The sequence below is a fragment of the Allobosea sp. FG18 genome, from assembly GCF_057809495.1.
On record NZ_JBMDKB010000018.1, the window covers coordinates 70,088 to 83,813 of the forward strand.

At 63.4% G+C, this 13,726-nt stretch carries 19 protein-coding genes; 8 read left to right on the plus strand and 11 right to left on the minus strand.

Features of this window, described 5'->3' with window-relative positions; all coding sequences use genetic code 11:
- Window positions 1-3 precede the first annotated feature (3 nt).
- Window positions 4-639, minus strand: coding sequence for a Clp protease/crotonase-like domain-containing protein (locus ACODTJ_RS19585; protein ID WP_488849649.1), 636 nt, complete (start codon window positions 637-639; stop codon window positions 4-6).
- A gap of 235 nt (window positions 640-874) precedes the next feature.
- Between ACODTJ_RS19585 and ACODTJ_RS19590 the strand changes: the two genes are divergently transcribed.
- Together ACODTJ_RS19590 and ACODTJ_RS19595 are read left to right on the plus strand one after the other, a co-directional pair.
- Window positions 875-1,363: a DUF6283 family protein gene (locus ACODTJ_RS19590; RefSeq protein ID WP_488849650.1), complete on the plus strand. Its 489-nt coding sequence runs from the start codon at window positions 875-877 to the stop codon at window positions 1,361-1,363.
- A 60-nt stretch (window positions 1,364-1,423) separates the two neighbouring features.
- Entirely contained in the window at window positions 1,424-1,981 is a 558-nt protein-coding gene (locus tag ACODTJ_RS19595; RefSeq protein ID WP_488849651.1) for a hypothetical protein, read from the plus strand.
- Window positions 1,982-1,983: 2 nt separating this feature from the next.
- On the opposite strand, the gene ACODTJ_RS19600 is transcribed toward ACODTJ_RS19595, so the two are convergent.
- Window positions 1,984-2,718 carry a hypothetical protein gene (locus ACODTJ_RS19600; protein ID WP_488849652.1) on the minus strand — a complete coding sequence of 245 codons (735 nt, stop codon included), beginning with the start codon at window positions 2,716-2,718 and terminating at the stop codon, window positions 1,984-1,986.
- Window positions 2,719-2,723: 5 nt separating this feature from the next.
- On the minus strand, window positions 2,724-3,167 hold the full coding sequence (locus tag ACODTJ_RS19605) for a hypothetical protein (RefSeq protein ID WP_488849653.1): 444 nt from the start codon (window positions 3,165-3,167) through the stop codon (window positions 2,724-2,726).
- An 82-nt stretch (window positions 3,168-3,249) separates the two neighbouring features.
- On the opposite strand from ACODTJ_RS19605, the gene ACODTJ_RS19610 reads away from it, so the two are divergent.
- A complete protein-coding gene (locus tag ACODTJ_RS19610; RefSeq protein ID WP_488849654.1) occupies window positions 3,250-3,930 on the plus strand; it encodes a hypothetical protein in 681 nt (226 codons plus the stop codon).
- On the opposite strand, the gene ACODTJ_RS19615 is transcribed toward ACODTJ_RS19610, so the two are convergent.
- The gene (locus ACODTJ_RS19615; RefSeq protein WP_488849655.1) at window positions 3,927-5,342 is read right to left on the minus strand and encodes a hypothetical protein; all 1,416 of its coding nucleotides are present in this window, start codon (window positions 5,340-5,342) and stop codon (window positions 3,927-3,929) included. The genes ACODTJ_RS19610 and ACODTJ_RS19615 overlap by 4 nt on opposite strands.
- Before the next feature lie 137 nt (window positions 5,343-5,479).
- Between ACODTJ_RS19615 and ACODTJ_RS19620 the strand changes: the two genes are divergently transcribed.
- The gene (locus ACODTJ_RS19620) at window positions 5,480-5,830 is read left to right on the plus strand and encodes a YMGG-like glycine zipper-containing protein (RefSeq protein WP_488849656.1); all 351 of its coding nucleotides are present in this window, start codon (window positions 5,480-5,482) and stop codon (window positions 5,828-5,830) included.
- Here the strand turns inward: ACODTJ_RS19620 and ACODTJ_RS19625 are convergent.
- Entirely contained in the window at window positions 5,824-6,279 is a 456-nt protein-coding gene (locus ACODTJ_RS19625) for a hypothetical protein (RefSeq protein WP_488849657.1), read from the minus strand. The genes ACODTJ_RS19620 and ACODTJ_RS19625 overlap by 7 nt on opposite strands.
- The gene (locus ACODTJ_RS19630; protein WP_488849658.1) at window positions 6,276-6,647 is read right to left on the minus strand and encodes a hypothetical protein; all 372 of its coding nucleotides are present in this window, start codon (window positions 6,645-6,647) and stop codon (window positions 6,276-6,278) included. Before ACODTJ_RS19630 ends, ACODTJ_RS19625 begins: the two co-directional genes overlap by 4 nt.
- Before the next feature lie 68 nt (window positions 6,648-6,715).
- Between ACODTJ_RS19630 and ACODTJ_RS19635 the strand changes: the two genes are divergently transcribed.
- Complete coding sequence (locus tag ACODTJ_RS19635; RefSeq protein WP_488849659.1) at window positions 6,716-7,759, plus strand: hypothetical protein; 1,044 nt, start codon at window positions 6,716-6,718, stop codon at window positions 7,757-7,759.
- A 111-nt stretch (window positions 7,760-7,870) separates the two neighbouring features.
- On the opposite strand, the gene ACODTJ_RS19640 is transcribed toward ACODTJ_RS19635, so the two are convergent.
- The 3 genes from ACODTJ_RS19640 to ACODTJ_RS19650 all read right to left on the minus strand — a co-directional run bounded on the left by ACODTJ_RS19640 (window position 7,871) and on the right by ACODTJ_RS19650 (window position 9,780).
- Window positions 7,871-8,479, minus strand: a complete 609-nt coding sequence (locus ACODTJ_RS19640; RefSeq protein ID WP_488849660.1) for a hypothetical protein — start codon at window positions 8,477-8,479, stop codon at window positions 7,871-7,873.
- A 171-nt stretch (window positions 8,480-8,650) separates the two neighbouring features.
- Window positions 8,651-9,184 carry an SMC-Scp complex subunit ScpB gene (gene scpB, locus ACODTJ_RS19645; RefSeq protein WP_488849661.1) on the minus strand — a complete coding sequence of 178 codons (534 nt, stop codon included), beginning with the start codon at window positions 9,182-9,184 and terminating at the stop codon, window positions 8,651-8,653.
- Window positions 9,181-9,780, minus strand: coding sequence for a hypothetical protein (locus ACODTJ_RS19650; protein WP_488849662.1), 600 nt, complete (start codon window positions 9,778-9,780; stop codon window positions 9,181-9,183). The genes scpB and ACODTJ_RS19650 overlap by 4 nt, the downstream gene beginning before the upstream one ends.
- Here ACODTJ_RS19650 and ACODTJ_RS19655 point away from each other — a divergent pair.
- Window positions 9,769-10,107, plus strand: coding sequence for a hypothetical protein (locus tag ACODTJ_RS19655; RefSeq protein ID WP_488849663.1), 339 nt, complete (start codon window positions 9,769-9,771; stop codon window positions 10,105-10,107). The two genes, ACODTJ_RS19650 and ACODTJ_RS19655, sit on opposite strands and share 12 nt — an antisense overlap.
- Before the next feature lie 110 nt (window positions 10,108-10,217).
- Here the strand turns inward: ACODTJ_RS19655 and ACODTJ_RS19660 are convergent, their stop codons facing one another.
- Window positions 10,218-10,832 (minus strand): hypothetical protein, encoded by a 615-nt coding sequence (locus ACODTJ_RS19660; RefSeq protein WP_488849664.1) that lies wholly within the window; start codon window positions 10,830-10,832, stop codon window positions 10,218-10,220.
- Window positions 10,833-11,378: 546 nt separating this feature from the next.
- On the opposite strand from ACODTJ_RS19660, the gene ACODTJ_RS19665 reads away from it, so the two are divergent.
- Together ACODTJ_RS19665 and ACODTJ_RS19670 are read left to right on the plus strand one after the other, a co-directional pair.
- Window positions 11,379-11,711, plus strand: coding sequence for a helix-turn-helix domain-containing protein (locus ACODTJ_RS19665; RefSeq protein WP_488849665.1), 333 nt, complete (start codon window positions 11,379-11,381; stop codon window positions 11,709-11,711).
- A complete protein-coding gene (locus ACODTJ_RS19670) occupies window positions 11,686-12,996 on the plus strand; it encodes a type II toxin-antitoxin system HipA family toxin (protein ID WP_488849666.1) in 1,311 nt (436 codons plus the stop codon). The genes ACODTJ_RS19665 and ACODTJ_RS19670 overlap by 26 nt, the downstream gene beginning before the upstream one ends.
- A 78-nt stretch (window positions 12,997-13,074) precedes the next feature.
- On the opposite strand, the gene ACODTJ_RS19675 is transcribed toward ACODTJ_RS19670, so the two are convergent.
- Window positions 13,075-13,710 carry a DotI/IcmL/TraM family protein gene (locus ACODTJ_RS19675; protein ID WP_488849667.1) on the minus strand — a complete coding sequence of 212 codons (636 nt, stop codon included), beginning with the start codon at window positions 13,708-13,710 and terminating at the stop codon, window positions 13,075-13,077.
- Window positions 13,711-13,726 lie beyond the last annotated feature (16 nt).

Here is a 13,726-nt window from a genome sequence, read left to right on the forward strand (position 1 = left end):
CGTTCACTGCGTCAGCGCACTCCAGCGCACCGGGTTCACCACCCGCTGCGCCCGATAGATCAGATAGGCCGCGTTATGCTTGCGGCCTGTCATGTGCATCCAGTGCCGCGCCTTGGCCAGCGTATCTCCCGGCGCGTGAACCTCCGCTACGAGGCGCTCGGAAACTAGATCAGACGCAGCGTACGAAGGGCCGCGCTCTATGAGCGCCAAGGCCCGATCCTCACGCATCTTCCCCGCCAGGAGCCGGCCAGCGACGCCATCGAGGCTCCGCGGCAGGGTGAAGCGAGCCGTGGCCGAGGCGATGATCGCGTTGCTCGCCAGCGCGATTTCCAGATCCGACCCGGACAAATCTCCTCGCGCGACAGCAAGCGAGATTACCGGCGCGCGCAGGATCAGGTTCGCGTAGGCGTAGAGCAGCTGGTCGAAATGGCTCGGCCGCGCCGGTTCCTTGGCTCGCTCATGTGCCAGGTCGAAAACGATGTAGCGCAGCCGACCGTCCCACACCCAGCCTTCAGCCTGCTCCATCGCGTCGAGCGCGGCGAGGCAGTCATCGTCGTCGAAACCGGCGAAGCCCTTGGCGATGATGAGCGCGCCAGCCTCTTCGTCGAAAAGAACGGTGGCTTTGCGGCCGGAAGCCACAGAAACGAGAGACGGCTTCCGCGTCCCGATGAAAGGACCGCGATCGTTCATTCCTTCAAAGGCGTGGCTCATAACCGGTCTCTCCTGATCGTTAAGGAAAGGTTAACCGGACTATCCAGAACCTGACAATGGCCAATCCTGCGAGTCCTTCATCCACCGCGCGCGCGTCCGCCCATCTTGAACGGCAAGAGCGACCTCGTAGAGTAGGCGCCCTTCGGTTCTGTGGTGGTGCTAGATGGACGAAAACAGGCGGGGCCATGCCCGCGGTCGCATATCCCGGATCCGCCGGGCCGATTCTGACCATCAGGTCGTTACCGTCGTCACTCCCACATCGGATCGGCTTCGCCATCGCCGGCGTCCCTGCGAGGAATGCCCGTGGCGAAAGGACGCTCCTCGGGGCGCGTTCCCGGCCGAGGCATATCGCCATTCCGCCGACACCGCTCATGACATGTCCCAATCGCAATTCAGCTGCCATATGTCCGGGGCGGAAAAGGTCAGCACCTGCGCCGGTTTCCTGCTGCGTGGAGCGGACCACAACCTGGCGATCCGGATGGCCATGCGCGAAGGGCGCTTTGATCCCGCCGATGTGACGGACGACGGGATCGAGCTCTATGCTGGCTATCGCTCCATGGCGATCGCCAATGGCGTCGATCCTGCAGACGCGACCATTGCCGGTTGCCGCGGTGCCGATGAGATTCCGCACAGGAGAGAGCGCGAGCGCTAGACCCCTGGGGGTCTCGTGGGTTTCACCGCCGCATGCCATCGTCCAGGCAGGAGACCGCACATGCAGCGCTTTGCCACCATCATCGAGAATGCCCCCGAGGGCCATACTGTGCTCGTCTGGGAGGAGACGGAGGGCGGAGCCTGCAAAGTCGTCGGGCGGGGCGACGAGGCTCCTGATGGCCTGGACGTCTATGCATTCGATGTCCAGACGACCTTCTCGCCCCGCGTCTCCGCAAACGCTGGCAAATATCCCGTCGCTGATGCCAAGGGCGCTCCGCTCTGGCCGGGCGCGAGGATCCGCTTTCGCATCCCGACCCACTACATCAACACCGCCGGCGGCGAGGGCACCTTCAAATCGGTCGACGCGTTCGGCGGCGCCTATTTCGATTCCGACGAGCCTTTGAATGTCTACTCGCGCACCGGGTTCATCGAGACAGTTCGGCGCGAGCAGACCGCCGCCGTCTCGGATTACCAGTACCAGGGGCCCCAGCGCGGCTTCCTGATGCTCGCGCGGAAGCTGGGCGACCGCCACGAGCACGGCCAAACAGATGTCGGCATCGAGCTGACCAGCGACCCTCGCTCGGTCTGCACTCTCGTGCCTTCCGCGCCGCGTCCCTGAAGTCAGGCGGTGGACGCCCCTCGGAAGGCCTCTGCCGGCACCTTGCCATCCGGAAAAGCGACCGCGAAGGCGCTCGGCACTTCGATCGACAGAACCTGAAACCGGGAGTTGCTCTGGCTCGGGTCCGCGGTGAAGTGAACGAAGTCGCGCACAATGCCCTTGCTCGCTTCGACCAAGCGTATCTCTTCCGGACTGGGATCGCGCGAGAGCAGCAGATGCGTCGCGATTGTCTCGGCTCCGGCGCGCCAGTCGATCGCCTTTCCGCTTTTGGTCGTTGAAATGGCGGGGATCAGGATCTCCCCGAGCTGAATGGGCGATTTCACGACCGGTGCGCGGGCGATGACCCGGCTTGTGGCTGCTCCCGCCGTGTTCCTCTCGATCACCTTTGCCTTCGCGGCGGACTCGAAGGCGTCGATGACCTGGCCGACAGGCTTTCCGCTGGAGGGGCCCTCACAGCGAATGACGAACTCTCCCAGGTCCGTCGACGAAACTGTCCGAAACGAACTCCAGTCGCCGGGGACGAAGGCGACGGACGGGGCGTCTCCGTTCAACGTCTGCATAGCAATCTGCCGCGCCGTAAAACGGGGGTTCCCACTGCGCACGGAGGGTCCGAAGGCGGTGAGGCTGACCACGAGATATCCGGTCTCGCGCTCGATGATGCCGACCGCGCCGACCGGCTCGCGCGACAGATGATCGAGCAGCGCCTCCGCCGAACGATAGACCTCGATCTGTCGCATCGATATCAGCTCCGGCGTTCCGCGGCCGCGGCGAGAGCCTCGAAGTACGTGTAGACGTCAGTCCGGCTGAGATCGCTGAGCTCGTGCGGTTTCACCTGGCCCATCAAATGCTCGGTGTCTTCGATCGCGGCGCAGCTGGCAACGACCTCTGAAATCGTCTGTGTTCCACCGTCGCGCGAAGACTTGTGGAGCGCCTTCAGCAGGAGCAGCACACCTCGGGGAGCCTTTGCGTCCCGGTCGCGCAGGGCCTCTTCGTGGCCTTTGATAAGAGCCTCGAGGCCTTTGTGCCACTGCATGCCCACAAGCCGCATCGCGCCGAGCGCTCGATAGACCGTCGCCCGCTCGTTATCCTTGACGAAGATGGTCGGCGGCGAAACGACCGCAACGACGGAGGCGGGCGCCTCCACCACACCGTCGAGATCTTCTCCGCTCATTCCTGCTTCGACCATGGATTGTCCTCGATTTCCCGTGGATGATCACCAGCTTGAAGGTGTCGGTCAACGGTTCTTGATTTACCAGTAAGGAACAACGGTGGATCGCCAACAACAAGGTCTTCAATCGATGCGATTCGTGATCCTTGCATTCGGAGCAGCAGTCCTCGGTGCCGCACCTGCGCAGGCCAATGGCGACCAGGAGGCCATCGCAACCGTTCGCTCGGCACTCGAACGAGGGCACGGGCAGTCGTGCTCCCTCTCCGCTGAGCCCGTCTCCCGCGGAGGCTACTACCCTTGCCTTGATATCGGTCCGTATCGCTTCGTCGCCGAATATGGCCGGATGCGCGCCTTCGTCCTGATCGAAGGGCAACCCCCATTCCCCATCCTCCACTCCGAGGCTGGGCAGGTCGAATTCCTCGTCGGCGGGCCCTGGCAAAACGATCTCGCTGAACGGGTCTCAACCTGGTGGGATGACGAGGTTTCGGGCGGCCGTGCTCGTCGAGAGGCCCAGGAACAAGGCACCAAACGTCAGAGCGATGCCGAAAAGGCTGTTCGGCGCTTCACCAGCCCGTCGCGCGCGCCGAACCAGGAACCTGCGGCTCAGCAGCAGTTAGTGCCGCCGCCGGCCGGAGGCGTCGGCTCGCCTGCTCGGAGGCCATCCATGACACCGTCAGCGCCCCTTCCGGGCGGGCCTATGGCACTGCGTGACCTGCCAGGCGGCCCAGCTCAGTCACCATCAAGGCAGGATCTCGGTGGCGTGAGCGACCCCGGGTTTTAGGGAGTCATCCCCGGCGACGGGGAGATGATGGCCTTGATCTCTTCGAAGTCCGACGCGTCGCTTGCGAGGACGGTACGCGTCCCTTCGTCGTCGAGCTCAACACGGAACGTCGACGAGGTCGCGAGCGACTTTCCAGCTTCCCCGAAGACATAGGCATACTGGCCGGCGCCGACCTGCTTGCGAAGGCACGGACCGCTCGAAGATCCGAACTGCTTGAAGCCGTCAACCTTCAGCAGGTCGACCACGGGGCTCTTCACGACCGTCGACGACCCCACCGGCAATGCCTTGAGGATCTCGGAGCGTTCCTGGCTGGTTCTCTGTTGGACCAGCGTATAGGTCGCGGGCCTGGCCCGAGCGACAGCCGGGACGTTGGCGGCGTTCCGAGGCCGGGCAAGTCGCGGCGGGACCACTGCAGGCCCGGCATCATGTTCGAGCTGCGGGCGGGCGGCCGCGATCTGTCGACGCTGCATCCCAGCCAACTCCTGAGGATGGTCTCGGTAATACCGCAGCCCGCCGTGCCAGCGATAAATGTAAGTCGAGTCGGCCGGCGCGCCCATCTCCACCAGTTCCTGCACGAGAAGGAAGGATTCCGTTTCCGTGCAGGCAACGATCACGCGGGGGGTATAGTCCGGCATCACGGTGGCGAAGGTCAGCTCGCGAGCGTCCACGACGCGGCCGCCGCCGGCACCGAGCACCCACTCGGCGATCGCATTGAGCTCCCAGGCCTCGGACGGGTAGCCCTGACCGTTCAGGTTCGCCATCACCTGGATCGAGCCGAGGGGATCGTGCCCCATCTGTGTCATGACGGCCTCATGCTCGGCAAAGCATGGGAACCGCCGAAAGACGCCGCGGCCGAGGCCTCGGATCTGGTTTTGGTAGTAGCGCGGGAGGTCGTACACCCGATGCCATCGCGGCTGGGCAGGCGGCGCCTGCCAATTCGGGTCGCGTGCGAACACGTTCTGCTGCTGAACTGCCGGCAGGTTCTCCGGCGGTCGCGGGCGTGGCGGAGGCGGCTCTTCGACACCGGGCCCACCTCGCCGGAACTCAACCTGGCGAGCGTTTCCGGCTGGGGCGCGGCCGAGGTTGCCGCGCGGCATTGCAGCCATCCGAGCTGCATCGGCGTCGGAAATCTCGTCTTGAATTGGGGGAAGCTGATTGAGAAGCGCGGCCGCCCTCACGATAGCCTCCGGATCGAAATCGACCTGCCCCAGCGCCCGGGCGGTTTCTTCCGCCGTCGCGTCTTCGCCAGGCGCCTGCGCGCCTTGTGGCGCCGGCGGATCAATCTGAACGTCCCTCTCAGGCTGCTGCGTAGCCGCAACTTCCCCCTTCGAGACGGCGATCTCGATGTCGAGCTCGACCTTGTCGGCAACAAGGTCCTCGGTCGGGAGCGGCTTCTTGTCGTTCTCGGGCATGTCTACCGTTCACATTCTCAGGCCTTGGGCGTGACGCCATGTTCTGCTCCGAACGCGAAAGCCGCAAGCGTCAGTCAGCGCTGGCGCCGCGGTAGGCGCCATGTGAGAATCGGGCGAACTATCCTTGAGGTTACATCATGCTTCGATTCGCAATCTTCACCATCGCCGCTCTCGCCTTGGGCGGCTGCGCCAACGATCGCGTCGTGGGCGGCGCCCTGATCGGCGGCGGCGCCGGTGCCGTCGTCGGGGGCGTAGCCACGGGCAATGTCGGCGGCGCAGCAGCAGGTGCCGCGATCGGTGCTGTGGGCGGCGCCATCGTTGCAGACGCGACCGACCCTCGACCCGGCGTGAAATGCGTCCGCCGGGGGTATGACTGGTACGGAAATCCCGTCTGCTTTGCCGTCGCCGTGCCGGCGGATTACCACCGCGGCGATTATGTCGTCTACTACCAGGACGGCGGCGTCGGGCGGCGCTTCTTCGGCTATTGAGCGGCCTTCAGGCGGGCAGACATCTCGTCGACCCGCCGCCGAGCGCGGCGGGCATAGATCGCGGCAGACAGGCACGACAGCGCGGCGATGAATGCGCCGATCGAGCCCGCAATCATGTGGTCCTGGGGCAGGGCGGTCGGAACGCTAAGCGTTGCCCCGGTTCCCGCAGCCGCACCTATAAACATCGCGGCGAGGACCACAGACAGCAGCTGGTTCCGTAGAAAAATTGCTGCGAGGGCCGGCAGGGTCATGCAGATTGGCACGAGCGCTGGCGCACGCCGCGCGACATCCATCAGCAGAGACACGGCTTCTCCGTTGTCCACGCCCGCCGCGTGGAGTAGCGCGAATCCCATAAGGCCACCGACGAGCGGTGGCACGACCATGACGGCGACGGCGATCTCCAGGAAGCGCTCTCCCCAGACCGCAAACCCGAGCAGCCGCGCTCTCACGGCAAACCGCCGGCCTGCTGCACCATCGCAAGGATTCGCTGCCCGACAGGGCGCAGATGCTGGATGACGTCCTGATCAGTGATCATCCCCATGTACCAGCCGGCCCCGACGCCGATCACGGCAAGCACCGCCAGCGACACGGCGGCCTCAGCAGCGCGTATCGCAAGCCCCAAGGGAGCTAGCGTCACCTGGAAACAGGTCAAAAGCACGCGCGGCGCGTCGAAATACCAGGGCTTCGCCCAAGAGCCGAGATCGCCGATCGCGGATGCCTCGCGCACTCGATCGACTGTCTTCGTGGCCGCGACACGCGGAGCGCGCGGTGCAGGGGCCTCTTTGCCAACGTCGCTCATCAACCACTCAATCAACAAGGAATCATTCGAAGCTTGAAGGTTTGAAGAACATGGATGAAGAATCAAGGCACCCCATGGAGTGAATCGTGCATAAGGTCCTTTCTGCATTCCTCATCGCCAGCGGCATGACACTCGGATCCGCCGGTGCGATGGCTGCAAACTGCACGCCGCCGGCCGAGCCGGATGGGCAGGGCATCCGCTTCCTGCTCGGCATCCAGCCTTCAGATGGCATTCTCGACGTCTGGTGCCGCATTCAGGCGGTGCCCGGAAATTATCGCGTCAACGTCCTCTTCCCTGCTCACAAGGCGCATCGCTCGTTCGAGGCTTCCTTCGACGGATCTCGCTCTCGTCCGAAAGACGAGCTCGCCAACTTCATCCGGAGTCTCCTCCCGACGAAGGACGGCAAGATGACCGATGAGCAGGGAATGGCCTTCCCCGCGGTTCTCGGCACCAGTGTGCAGGCGCAAGCGCCAGAAGCTCCTGATGGCCAGGGCATCGGTGTACCCAAGGCTCTCCCGGGCTCTGACGTCATTGCACTCTGGGAGCCTGTCGTGCTTCGGGTGCGACCTCTCAAGATCGCGGACGCCGAGTTCACGCTCCTCATCACCTTCCGTCCGAGCGCAGCGCGCTTCCTGATGGGCCTGACCGGCTCGGCAGAGCGCTTCCAGGTGCAGGGCTACAAGTCGCGCGTTCTTGGCCCCGATGGCGTGTCGGGATGCCCGAAGCGCATCCCGAGCTGCGACAAGCTCCCGGACGTTGTCTCGCTGGACACGGCATGGATCGTGGACTCGGTGAAGCTCGAAGCCTCTGGAGGTGGCCTCTCCAGGGCGGCTGCGACCGTTCTCGGGCAACTCGTCGAAGATAACCGCTCCTATGTCGGCTCCAACACGATGCAGCGTTTCTCTGCGCCCTACGGCGAAGGAGAGGTGAATGCTGATGATGGGGTCCGCGAGGTATTGGCTCTAGCCACCGGAGATCTGCAACGGGCGGCCGGCACGCAGACCATCGAGGTTCTCTGGCGTGAGCGGCGTAACAGCAAGGGCACCTACGCGACCAACCTGGCTGACTGGCTGAAGCAGGTTCGAGAGCAGCTGGTCTACCAGTACGGCGCAAAGCAGGCTACGCCGTAGGGGCCGTCCCTCAGAAACGGGATGGCACGGGCGCCGAACATCTCGACGGCGCTCACGCTTGCGCGCCAACTTCAGGCCAACCGCGGTTCCCGGATAGCCAGATCCCTTTACTTATCGTCTTTCCGCGGCAGAAGCATATCCCACTTCCTTCGCGGCGGCCCCGATCAGATCAGCCGCCTCTTCAAGATGGGCACAAGATCCATCCAGCTGTCTCTTGTGCGAGATCCATGCCTCGTAATTCAATTTGGCTACGAGTGCAGTCAGAAATTCTTTCAATGACACGCGCGTGAGATCCCCAATGGCCTCCGCGGCATCCTGTGTGGTTTCAAAGCCTGAAATTGATGTCGCTCGAACCGCAGGCAGACGAGATCGCGTCCACTCCGGCAGCCTCTCCGCGAAGATCGTGCAGGCCACGACCTCGTCCTCATCATCCACCTTGCTGACATACCCGTCGTATCCGGATGCTCGCGCCCATGCCTTCACCATGTCGTCTGTGAGATTGGCCTCCCATGCAGCAACTTGGCTCGTTGGTCGCTTCGGTGAGACGCCTGGCGCGAGCCCAACCTCCGCTGCCCAGCTGAGGATGATCCGCCGAACTTTGGGGTCATTATCCTGGAGTGGCCAGAAATTGCTGCCCACTTTGGTCAGCCGCCACTCCGATATCGAGGTAGGGAAAGTCGTTGCCTCAATATCCTCCCCGGGGCGGGCGACAAGATCCACCGATGCGTTCAACCAGGCAAACCGATAGGAACGCTGGGGTGTATCAAACCGCAGTGCGCGAGGGACCTTCGTAACGGGGTTTTGATGCCACATGGGTTCACCTCGATTCGACCAAGCTGATCATAAAAGGTGATGGCGGGCAGATCTACGCGGGCGCGCCCGGAGGGACCGCTACCGGTCCGAGAGATCGAGCGAGAAGGCTTCCTCGGGGGTCGGAAGATCCGACAGCGAGGAAAGGCCGGTGCGATCCAGGAACTTCGCCGTTGTGGCATAGGCAGCGGCCGTACCTGTGCCGCGGCGCCGGCCAACGACTTCGATGAGGCCGGCGTCGACAAGTGCATCGAGCACAACGCGGCCCAGCTTCACACCGCGAACGGTCTCGATCTGCTTCAGTGTCACAGGCTGGTGCATGGCGATCACCGCCAAGGTAGCCACCGCTTGCTCGGAGAGCTTGCGGCCCGAGCCCAGTCGCGCCTCAGCAGGTAGCAGCTCGGCGCGCGCGCGCATCAGATAGCCGCCGCCCTCCTGGACAACTTCGATACCACGCCCCTTCCAGAAGGCGCAGATACGTTGGATCGCGCCTGCGACATCAGCGCCGGCCGGCAGCATCTCTGAGAGACGTTCTGGCTTCAGGGGTCGCGAGGCGGCGAAGAGCGCGGCCTCGATCCGCTGATCGAGCGTTGCGAAGAGCGGCTCGATGGTCATGCGGCGTGTTCGGAGCCCCACTCGGCGCGGAGCGCTTCGGCGGCTTTCAGCGCACGAGGGACGGAGATATTGGCGGCCTTGTTGGCCTGGACCAGCTCGACGACCACCTTCTCGTCGAGGTCGAGGCGCCCGCGGCTCAGCTGCCGAAGCGCGATGATGACGATGTCCTTGCTCTGCGCTGCGACCGCGCGCTCGATCACCTGCTGGGCCTGATCGAGGACGGACATCAGACCGGTGATCAAATCGATGCTTCGGCTGATCTGGGCGTTCATCGCGAAATTGTAGGCGTTGGCGAGCGCCTTGGCCGCGGCCGACAGCGCCGAGGCCGTGGCCTTGGGATCGATGCCGGCCGCATCCGACAGATGGGTGATCGTCACATTGCTCATCACCAAGACCGACCAGATCTCACGGAGGTAGAGCTCCGGAGTGTCCTCCGAGGTTATCGCGCCTTCGATCACGCCGAGCAGCGGCACGAACCCCTTGAGCACCGCCTGATAATCGGCGCGGGAGACCCGCACCAGGCGGTGACGCCAATTCTCGTCCGCCTCCGGCACAGCGTCGACGTCGCGCTCGATGCCGCTGGCATGCTCGATCAAGGTCGCGATCCCGAACAATGCGGCCGACATCGAGCCGTGCTCCTCTTCGAGGGCACTCAGGAAGTCGTCCTCGGCCAGAAGCGAGAGGTTGCCGTTCTTGTCGCTGAGGTCGGTTGCGAGCCTTCGCGCGGCGGCCGTCAAGCCCTCAACAGCCTCAAGGGAAATCTTGAACTTGGCCGCCAGCGCATCGGCGAAGATCCGTGCCGCCTCTACCACAGCTTGGATTCGGTCGAGGTGAGAGGCCTCGAAATGGCGGAGCGTCGGAATGCTAGCTGCCAGCTCGACATACTCGCTAACCGCTCCAGCCTGGGCCATCACGTTCATTGACACGCTCTCCAATCCATTTGCCGTCAGTGCAGCAGTCCGATCTTCATGGAATGAAGGCGCGGTCCTTGTCCACGCTCAAGGACCCGCCATCCACCGACCTGTTGCGCCGCTCAGGCGATGAGGGCGAAGACCTTGTTTGGGCGCGAGCCGGCGTGCCAGCGCCAGATTCCAGTGTCATGCTCCGACCGAGAAACGCCCGGATCGAAGGAGGCCGCGATGTTGAGGCGCACCGATTTTTGCTCGATAGCGCTGCCGCTGAAGCCTCGCAGATATTCGATCAGACGAGAGAAAACTTCCTCTGGGAGGTATATCGCGGCGCGGCCGGCCAGGTCCCAACCCGCGGCAATCTCTGAAAGCACTGCAACCGGCTTGCACGCCCCATAGGCGCGGAACAGAGCATAGCGCCCGCGAAGTTCGTCCTCCACGATGGAGAACCCCATCCAGCTGCCGATCTCCCAACCGCCATTGATGACAGCGAGGCGAACAACTGAATGTGAGATCGGCCGGAGCGATCCCGCCTCAAGCACCAGGCGCGCTCCTCCTTCTTCGACCGCGACGAGGTCAATCCGTGGCGGCAGCGGGCTCGAATGGGCGACGCCAATCGCCTCGCCTCGGAGCCGCGGGCGGCCATTCAATGCCGTCGGCATGGCCGTCGCTGCAGGCGCAACGACAGGCGAGCTACGACGAAACGCACGGGGCAGAAAGCGATCGATTCGGTTCAACATGGTCGCGCTCGTTAAGGAATTCGATCATGATCCTTTCAGAGCACGAATTCCTCAATCCGCGGCTTTCCCCGATCCACCGTTTCAATCGACCAAACCCCTCAGGTATCGCGATCGACATGCTCCCGGTCGGGAGCATTTGAGCCCCAACGCCTCGGAATCCGCCTTCTTGCTCCCGAGCGGGAGCATGGAAGTGCGGCCGAAGCATCACTCGATCGCGTACATGGCCCTCTGCCAGGCGAAGAGGGCACACACTCATCGCCCACACCGCTCGGCCCGACGTAGTCGCCGCAACGAACTCGCTGTGACTATTCCGAGCGATGATGCTGCCCACTGCACGCGTCGGCGAAGGACAGTCGTTACGTCGCCTTCATGTTCCCGATCGGTAACATGAGGACGAACCTTTGCCCTTAGGCGGCTCCATGTTACCGATCGGGAACACAGTTTAGGACGCCCGCTGCTTTCGCCATGCTCCCGATCGGTAACATATGGACTTGAAACACGCCGAAACCTAGCCTATGTTACCGATCGGGAACATGGAACTCTATGATGGACGATAACAGCGTCGAGCGGCGCGCAGCCGAATGGTCAAAGACGTTCGGAGCGATGATCAAGGCCCGGCGACGAGCTCAAGGGCTCCATCAGGAGCAACTTGCTCTTGCCACCGGCGTAGGCCGGCGCTTTCTGAGCGAACTGGAGAGCGGCAAGAGCACGACGCAGCTCGGCAAGGCACTGCTTGTCGCGGAGACGCTCGGCATGAGGCTTGATGCCCTGCTTGAGGGCCCCTCGCAGGCAGCCGCCACTGGCCCCGATCTTCCCGCACCGGACGACGAACTCCCACTCGAAGAGGACGAAGATGGACCGACTCCCCGTCCACTTTGAGCGACGCCTCGTAGGCACGATCGAGATATCCGCTGAAGGACCGGGTTTTTCGTACGACCCAAGCTGGCTCAGCCTGCAGGGCGCCTTTCCGATCTCGGTGCTGATGCCACTTTCGGAAGCGAGGGTCGCGCCGCGCATCTTCCTGCCCTGGGCTGCCAACCTGCTTCCTGAAAGCGAGCAGCTGCTGTCCGTCGGTCACTTCCTCGGTATGGCTCCCACCGACGTCATGGGGATTCTCTCCCGCATCGGCCGCGATACCGCAGGCGCACTGTCCTTCGGCACGCCTGGCAACACCAGCACGGCCGGCTGGCGCCCGGTCGAGAGCGCCGAAGCTCTCGAACGCATCATCAACGAGCTGCCGAACAAGCCCTTCCTGCTCAGCGAGGACGGCGTGTCGATGTCGCTCGCCGGCGCCCAGACCAAGCTTGGCGTCTCGATCGACGCCGCCGGGCGCATCTGCATCCCTGCCGATGGCTCTCCGTCCACGCACATCCTGAAGCCCGACGCCCTGAAGCATATGTGGGGCAGTGTGCAGAACGAGGCGTACTGCCTGACACTGGCGAGGCTCGTTGGTCTGCCGACGGCGAAGGTGACCACCGGGCGCGCCGGCAGCCGTAGTTACCTGCTCGTCGAGCGCTACGACCGGATGAAGGGCGGCGAGGGGCGCTGGCGTCGGCGTCACCAGGAGGACTACTGCCAGGCCCTCGGCCGGCTTCCAGGCGCGAAATACGAGAGCAATGAGACCGGCGTGAAAGGTCCGAGTGCCACCGAAATGTTCGCGCTCACCCGGGAACACATGCCGATCGCCGACGTGCTCCAGCTTCTCGATGCCGTCGTCTTCAACGTGATCGCCGGCAACACGGATGCGCACGCCAAGAATTTCTCACTGACTCTCTCGGCAAGCGGCGCGCGCCTCGCCCCCGCCTACGACCTGATGAATGCGGACGTATGGGAAAATGTCAGCAAGAACCTCTCGCAGAAGATCGCGGGAAAGAACCGTGGCGAACATCTGCGCGGCCGGCACTGGCAGCGATTTGCGAAGGAATGCGGCCTGAACCCTGCTCAGGTGGTGAAGCGCGTCGAGTCGCTCTGCGAGGCCGTCCTGGCAAAGGCGTCCGAGGCCGAAAGCATCGTGGAGGCGATGCCCGCCGGCGGCCACCCCTTGCTGCCTGCCGTTCGTTCGGCGATCGAAGGCCACGCGCGCGCGCTCTCACGCCAGCTATCCGAGGTCGAGGATACCGATGACCTCGACGCCGAGGCGACAGCGTCCGCGCTGACCCGCTGATCACGTGGGATAGCGATCATCGAGTCAGCGTATTGACGCGAGTAAAACGACGAACTATGGTTGCTTATCGCAAGCAAATCAACGCGCGATGATCTGTCTAATCTGAGCGCCATAGTAATTAACGTAGGACGGGACGCGAATTAGCGTCACAGTGGCGATCAAATCTTGTGATGTTCTTTGCTTAGAGCTCTGGTATGTTACGAGAATTGGCACCTCGATGGTCCATGACCACCTGACATTACCAAACGCATCGTTGAGAAGCCCCTGAGACAAAATTCTGGCAGGACCACTCGGCGCGGCGGTAGTCACATACTTGTTCTCGACGACAGCGACGAAATTCCCCGATTCCCGGAGTGCTCGCTGATAACCGTCCCAGCCGATCGGGGTCATGAGCCGCTGGGCAGACTGGAACTGACGCCGATAGTTCGCGAAGTCGAACGTGTAGACGCGCGTCACCGCATCCATCGTCCATTTCAGAACATCCTCGTCGCTCGCGTGTCGCTGATCGAGTGGGATGACCGGGAGCAGCTTCCCGGACGGCTCCGTCATCAGATAGCGGTACTCGTCCTCGCGCGTGAGAATGGACCAGGTCCCGAGCAGCGACAGCCCCGTAAGCGCGACCATGACAACGATCATGCGCAGGAGGTACTGGATTCGCGTGCGGCGGTAGTTGTCGCGCAAAAGGATTGTGGCGACGATTTTCTCTGCGTCCATGACGACTCCGATCGAC

Bases quoted from the DNA above. Each gene is read 5' to 3' on its own strand.
- ACODTJ_RS19670 (WP_488849666.1), top strand. From the start codon at position 11,686: ATGGACCGACTCCCCGTCCACTTTGAGCGACGCCTCGTAGGCACGATC.
- ACODTJ_RS19595 (WP_488849651.1), top strand. From the start codon at position 1,424: ATGCAGCGCTTTGCCACCATCATCGAGAATGCCCCCGAGGGCCATACT.
- ACODTJ_RS19615 (WP_488849655.1), bottom strand. From the start codon at position 5,342: ATGCCCGAGAACGACAAGAAGCCGCTCCCGACCGAGGACCTTGTTGCC.
- ACODTJ_RS19620 (WP_488849656.1), top strand. From the start codon at position 5,480: ATGCTTCGATTCGCAATCTTCACCATCGCCGCTCTCGCCTTGGGCGGC.
- ACODTJ_RS19600 (WP_488849652.1), bottom strand. From the start codon at position 2,718: ATGCGACAGATCGAGGTCTATCGTTCGGCGGAGGCGCTGCTCGATCAT.
- ACODTJ_RS19655 (WP_488849663.1), top strand. From the start codon at position 9,769: ATGCTCGATCAAGGTCGCGATCCCGAACAATGCGGCCGACATCGAGCC.
- ACODTJ_RS19675 (WP_488849667.1), bottom strand. From the start codon at position 13,710: ATGGACGCAGAGAAAATCGTCGCCACAATCCTTTTGCGCGACAACTAC.
- scpB (WP_488849661.1), bottom strand. From the start codon at position 9,184: ATGACCATCGAGCCGCTCTTCGCAACGCTCGATCAGCGGATCGAGGCC.
- ACODTJ_RS19605 (WP_488849653.1), bottom strand. From the start codon at position 3,167: ATGGTCGAAGCAGGAATGAGCGGAGAAGATCTCGACGGTGTGGTGGAG.
- ACODTJ_RS19660 (WP_488849664.1), bottom strand. From the start codon at position 10,832: ATGTTGAACCGAATCGATCGCTTTCTGCCCCGTGCGTTTCGTCGTAGC.
- ACODTJ_RS19665 (WP_488849665.1), top strand. From the start codon at position 11,379: ATGGACGATAACAGCGTCGAGCGGCGCGCAGCCGAATGGTCAAAGACG.
- ACODTJ_RS19590 (WP_488849650.1), top strand. From the start codon at position 875: ATGGACGAAAACAGGCGGGGCCATGCCCGCGGTCGCATATCCCGGATC.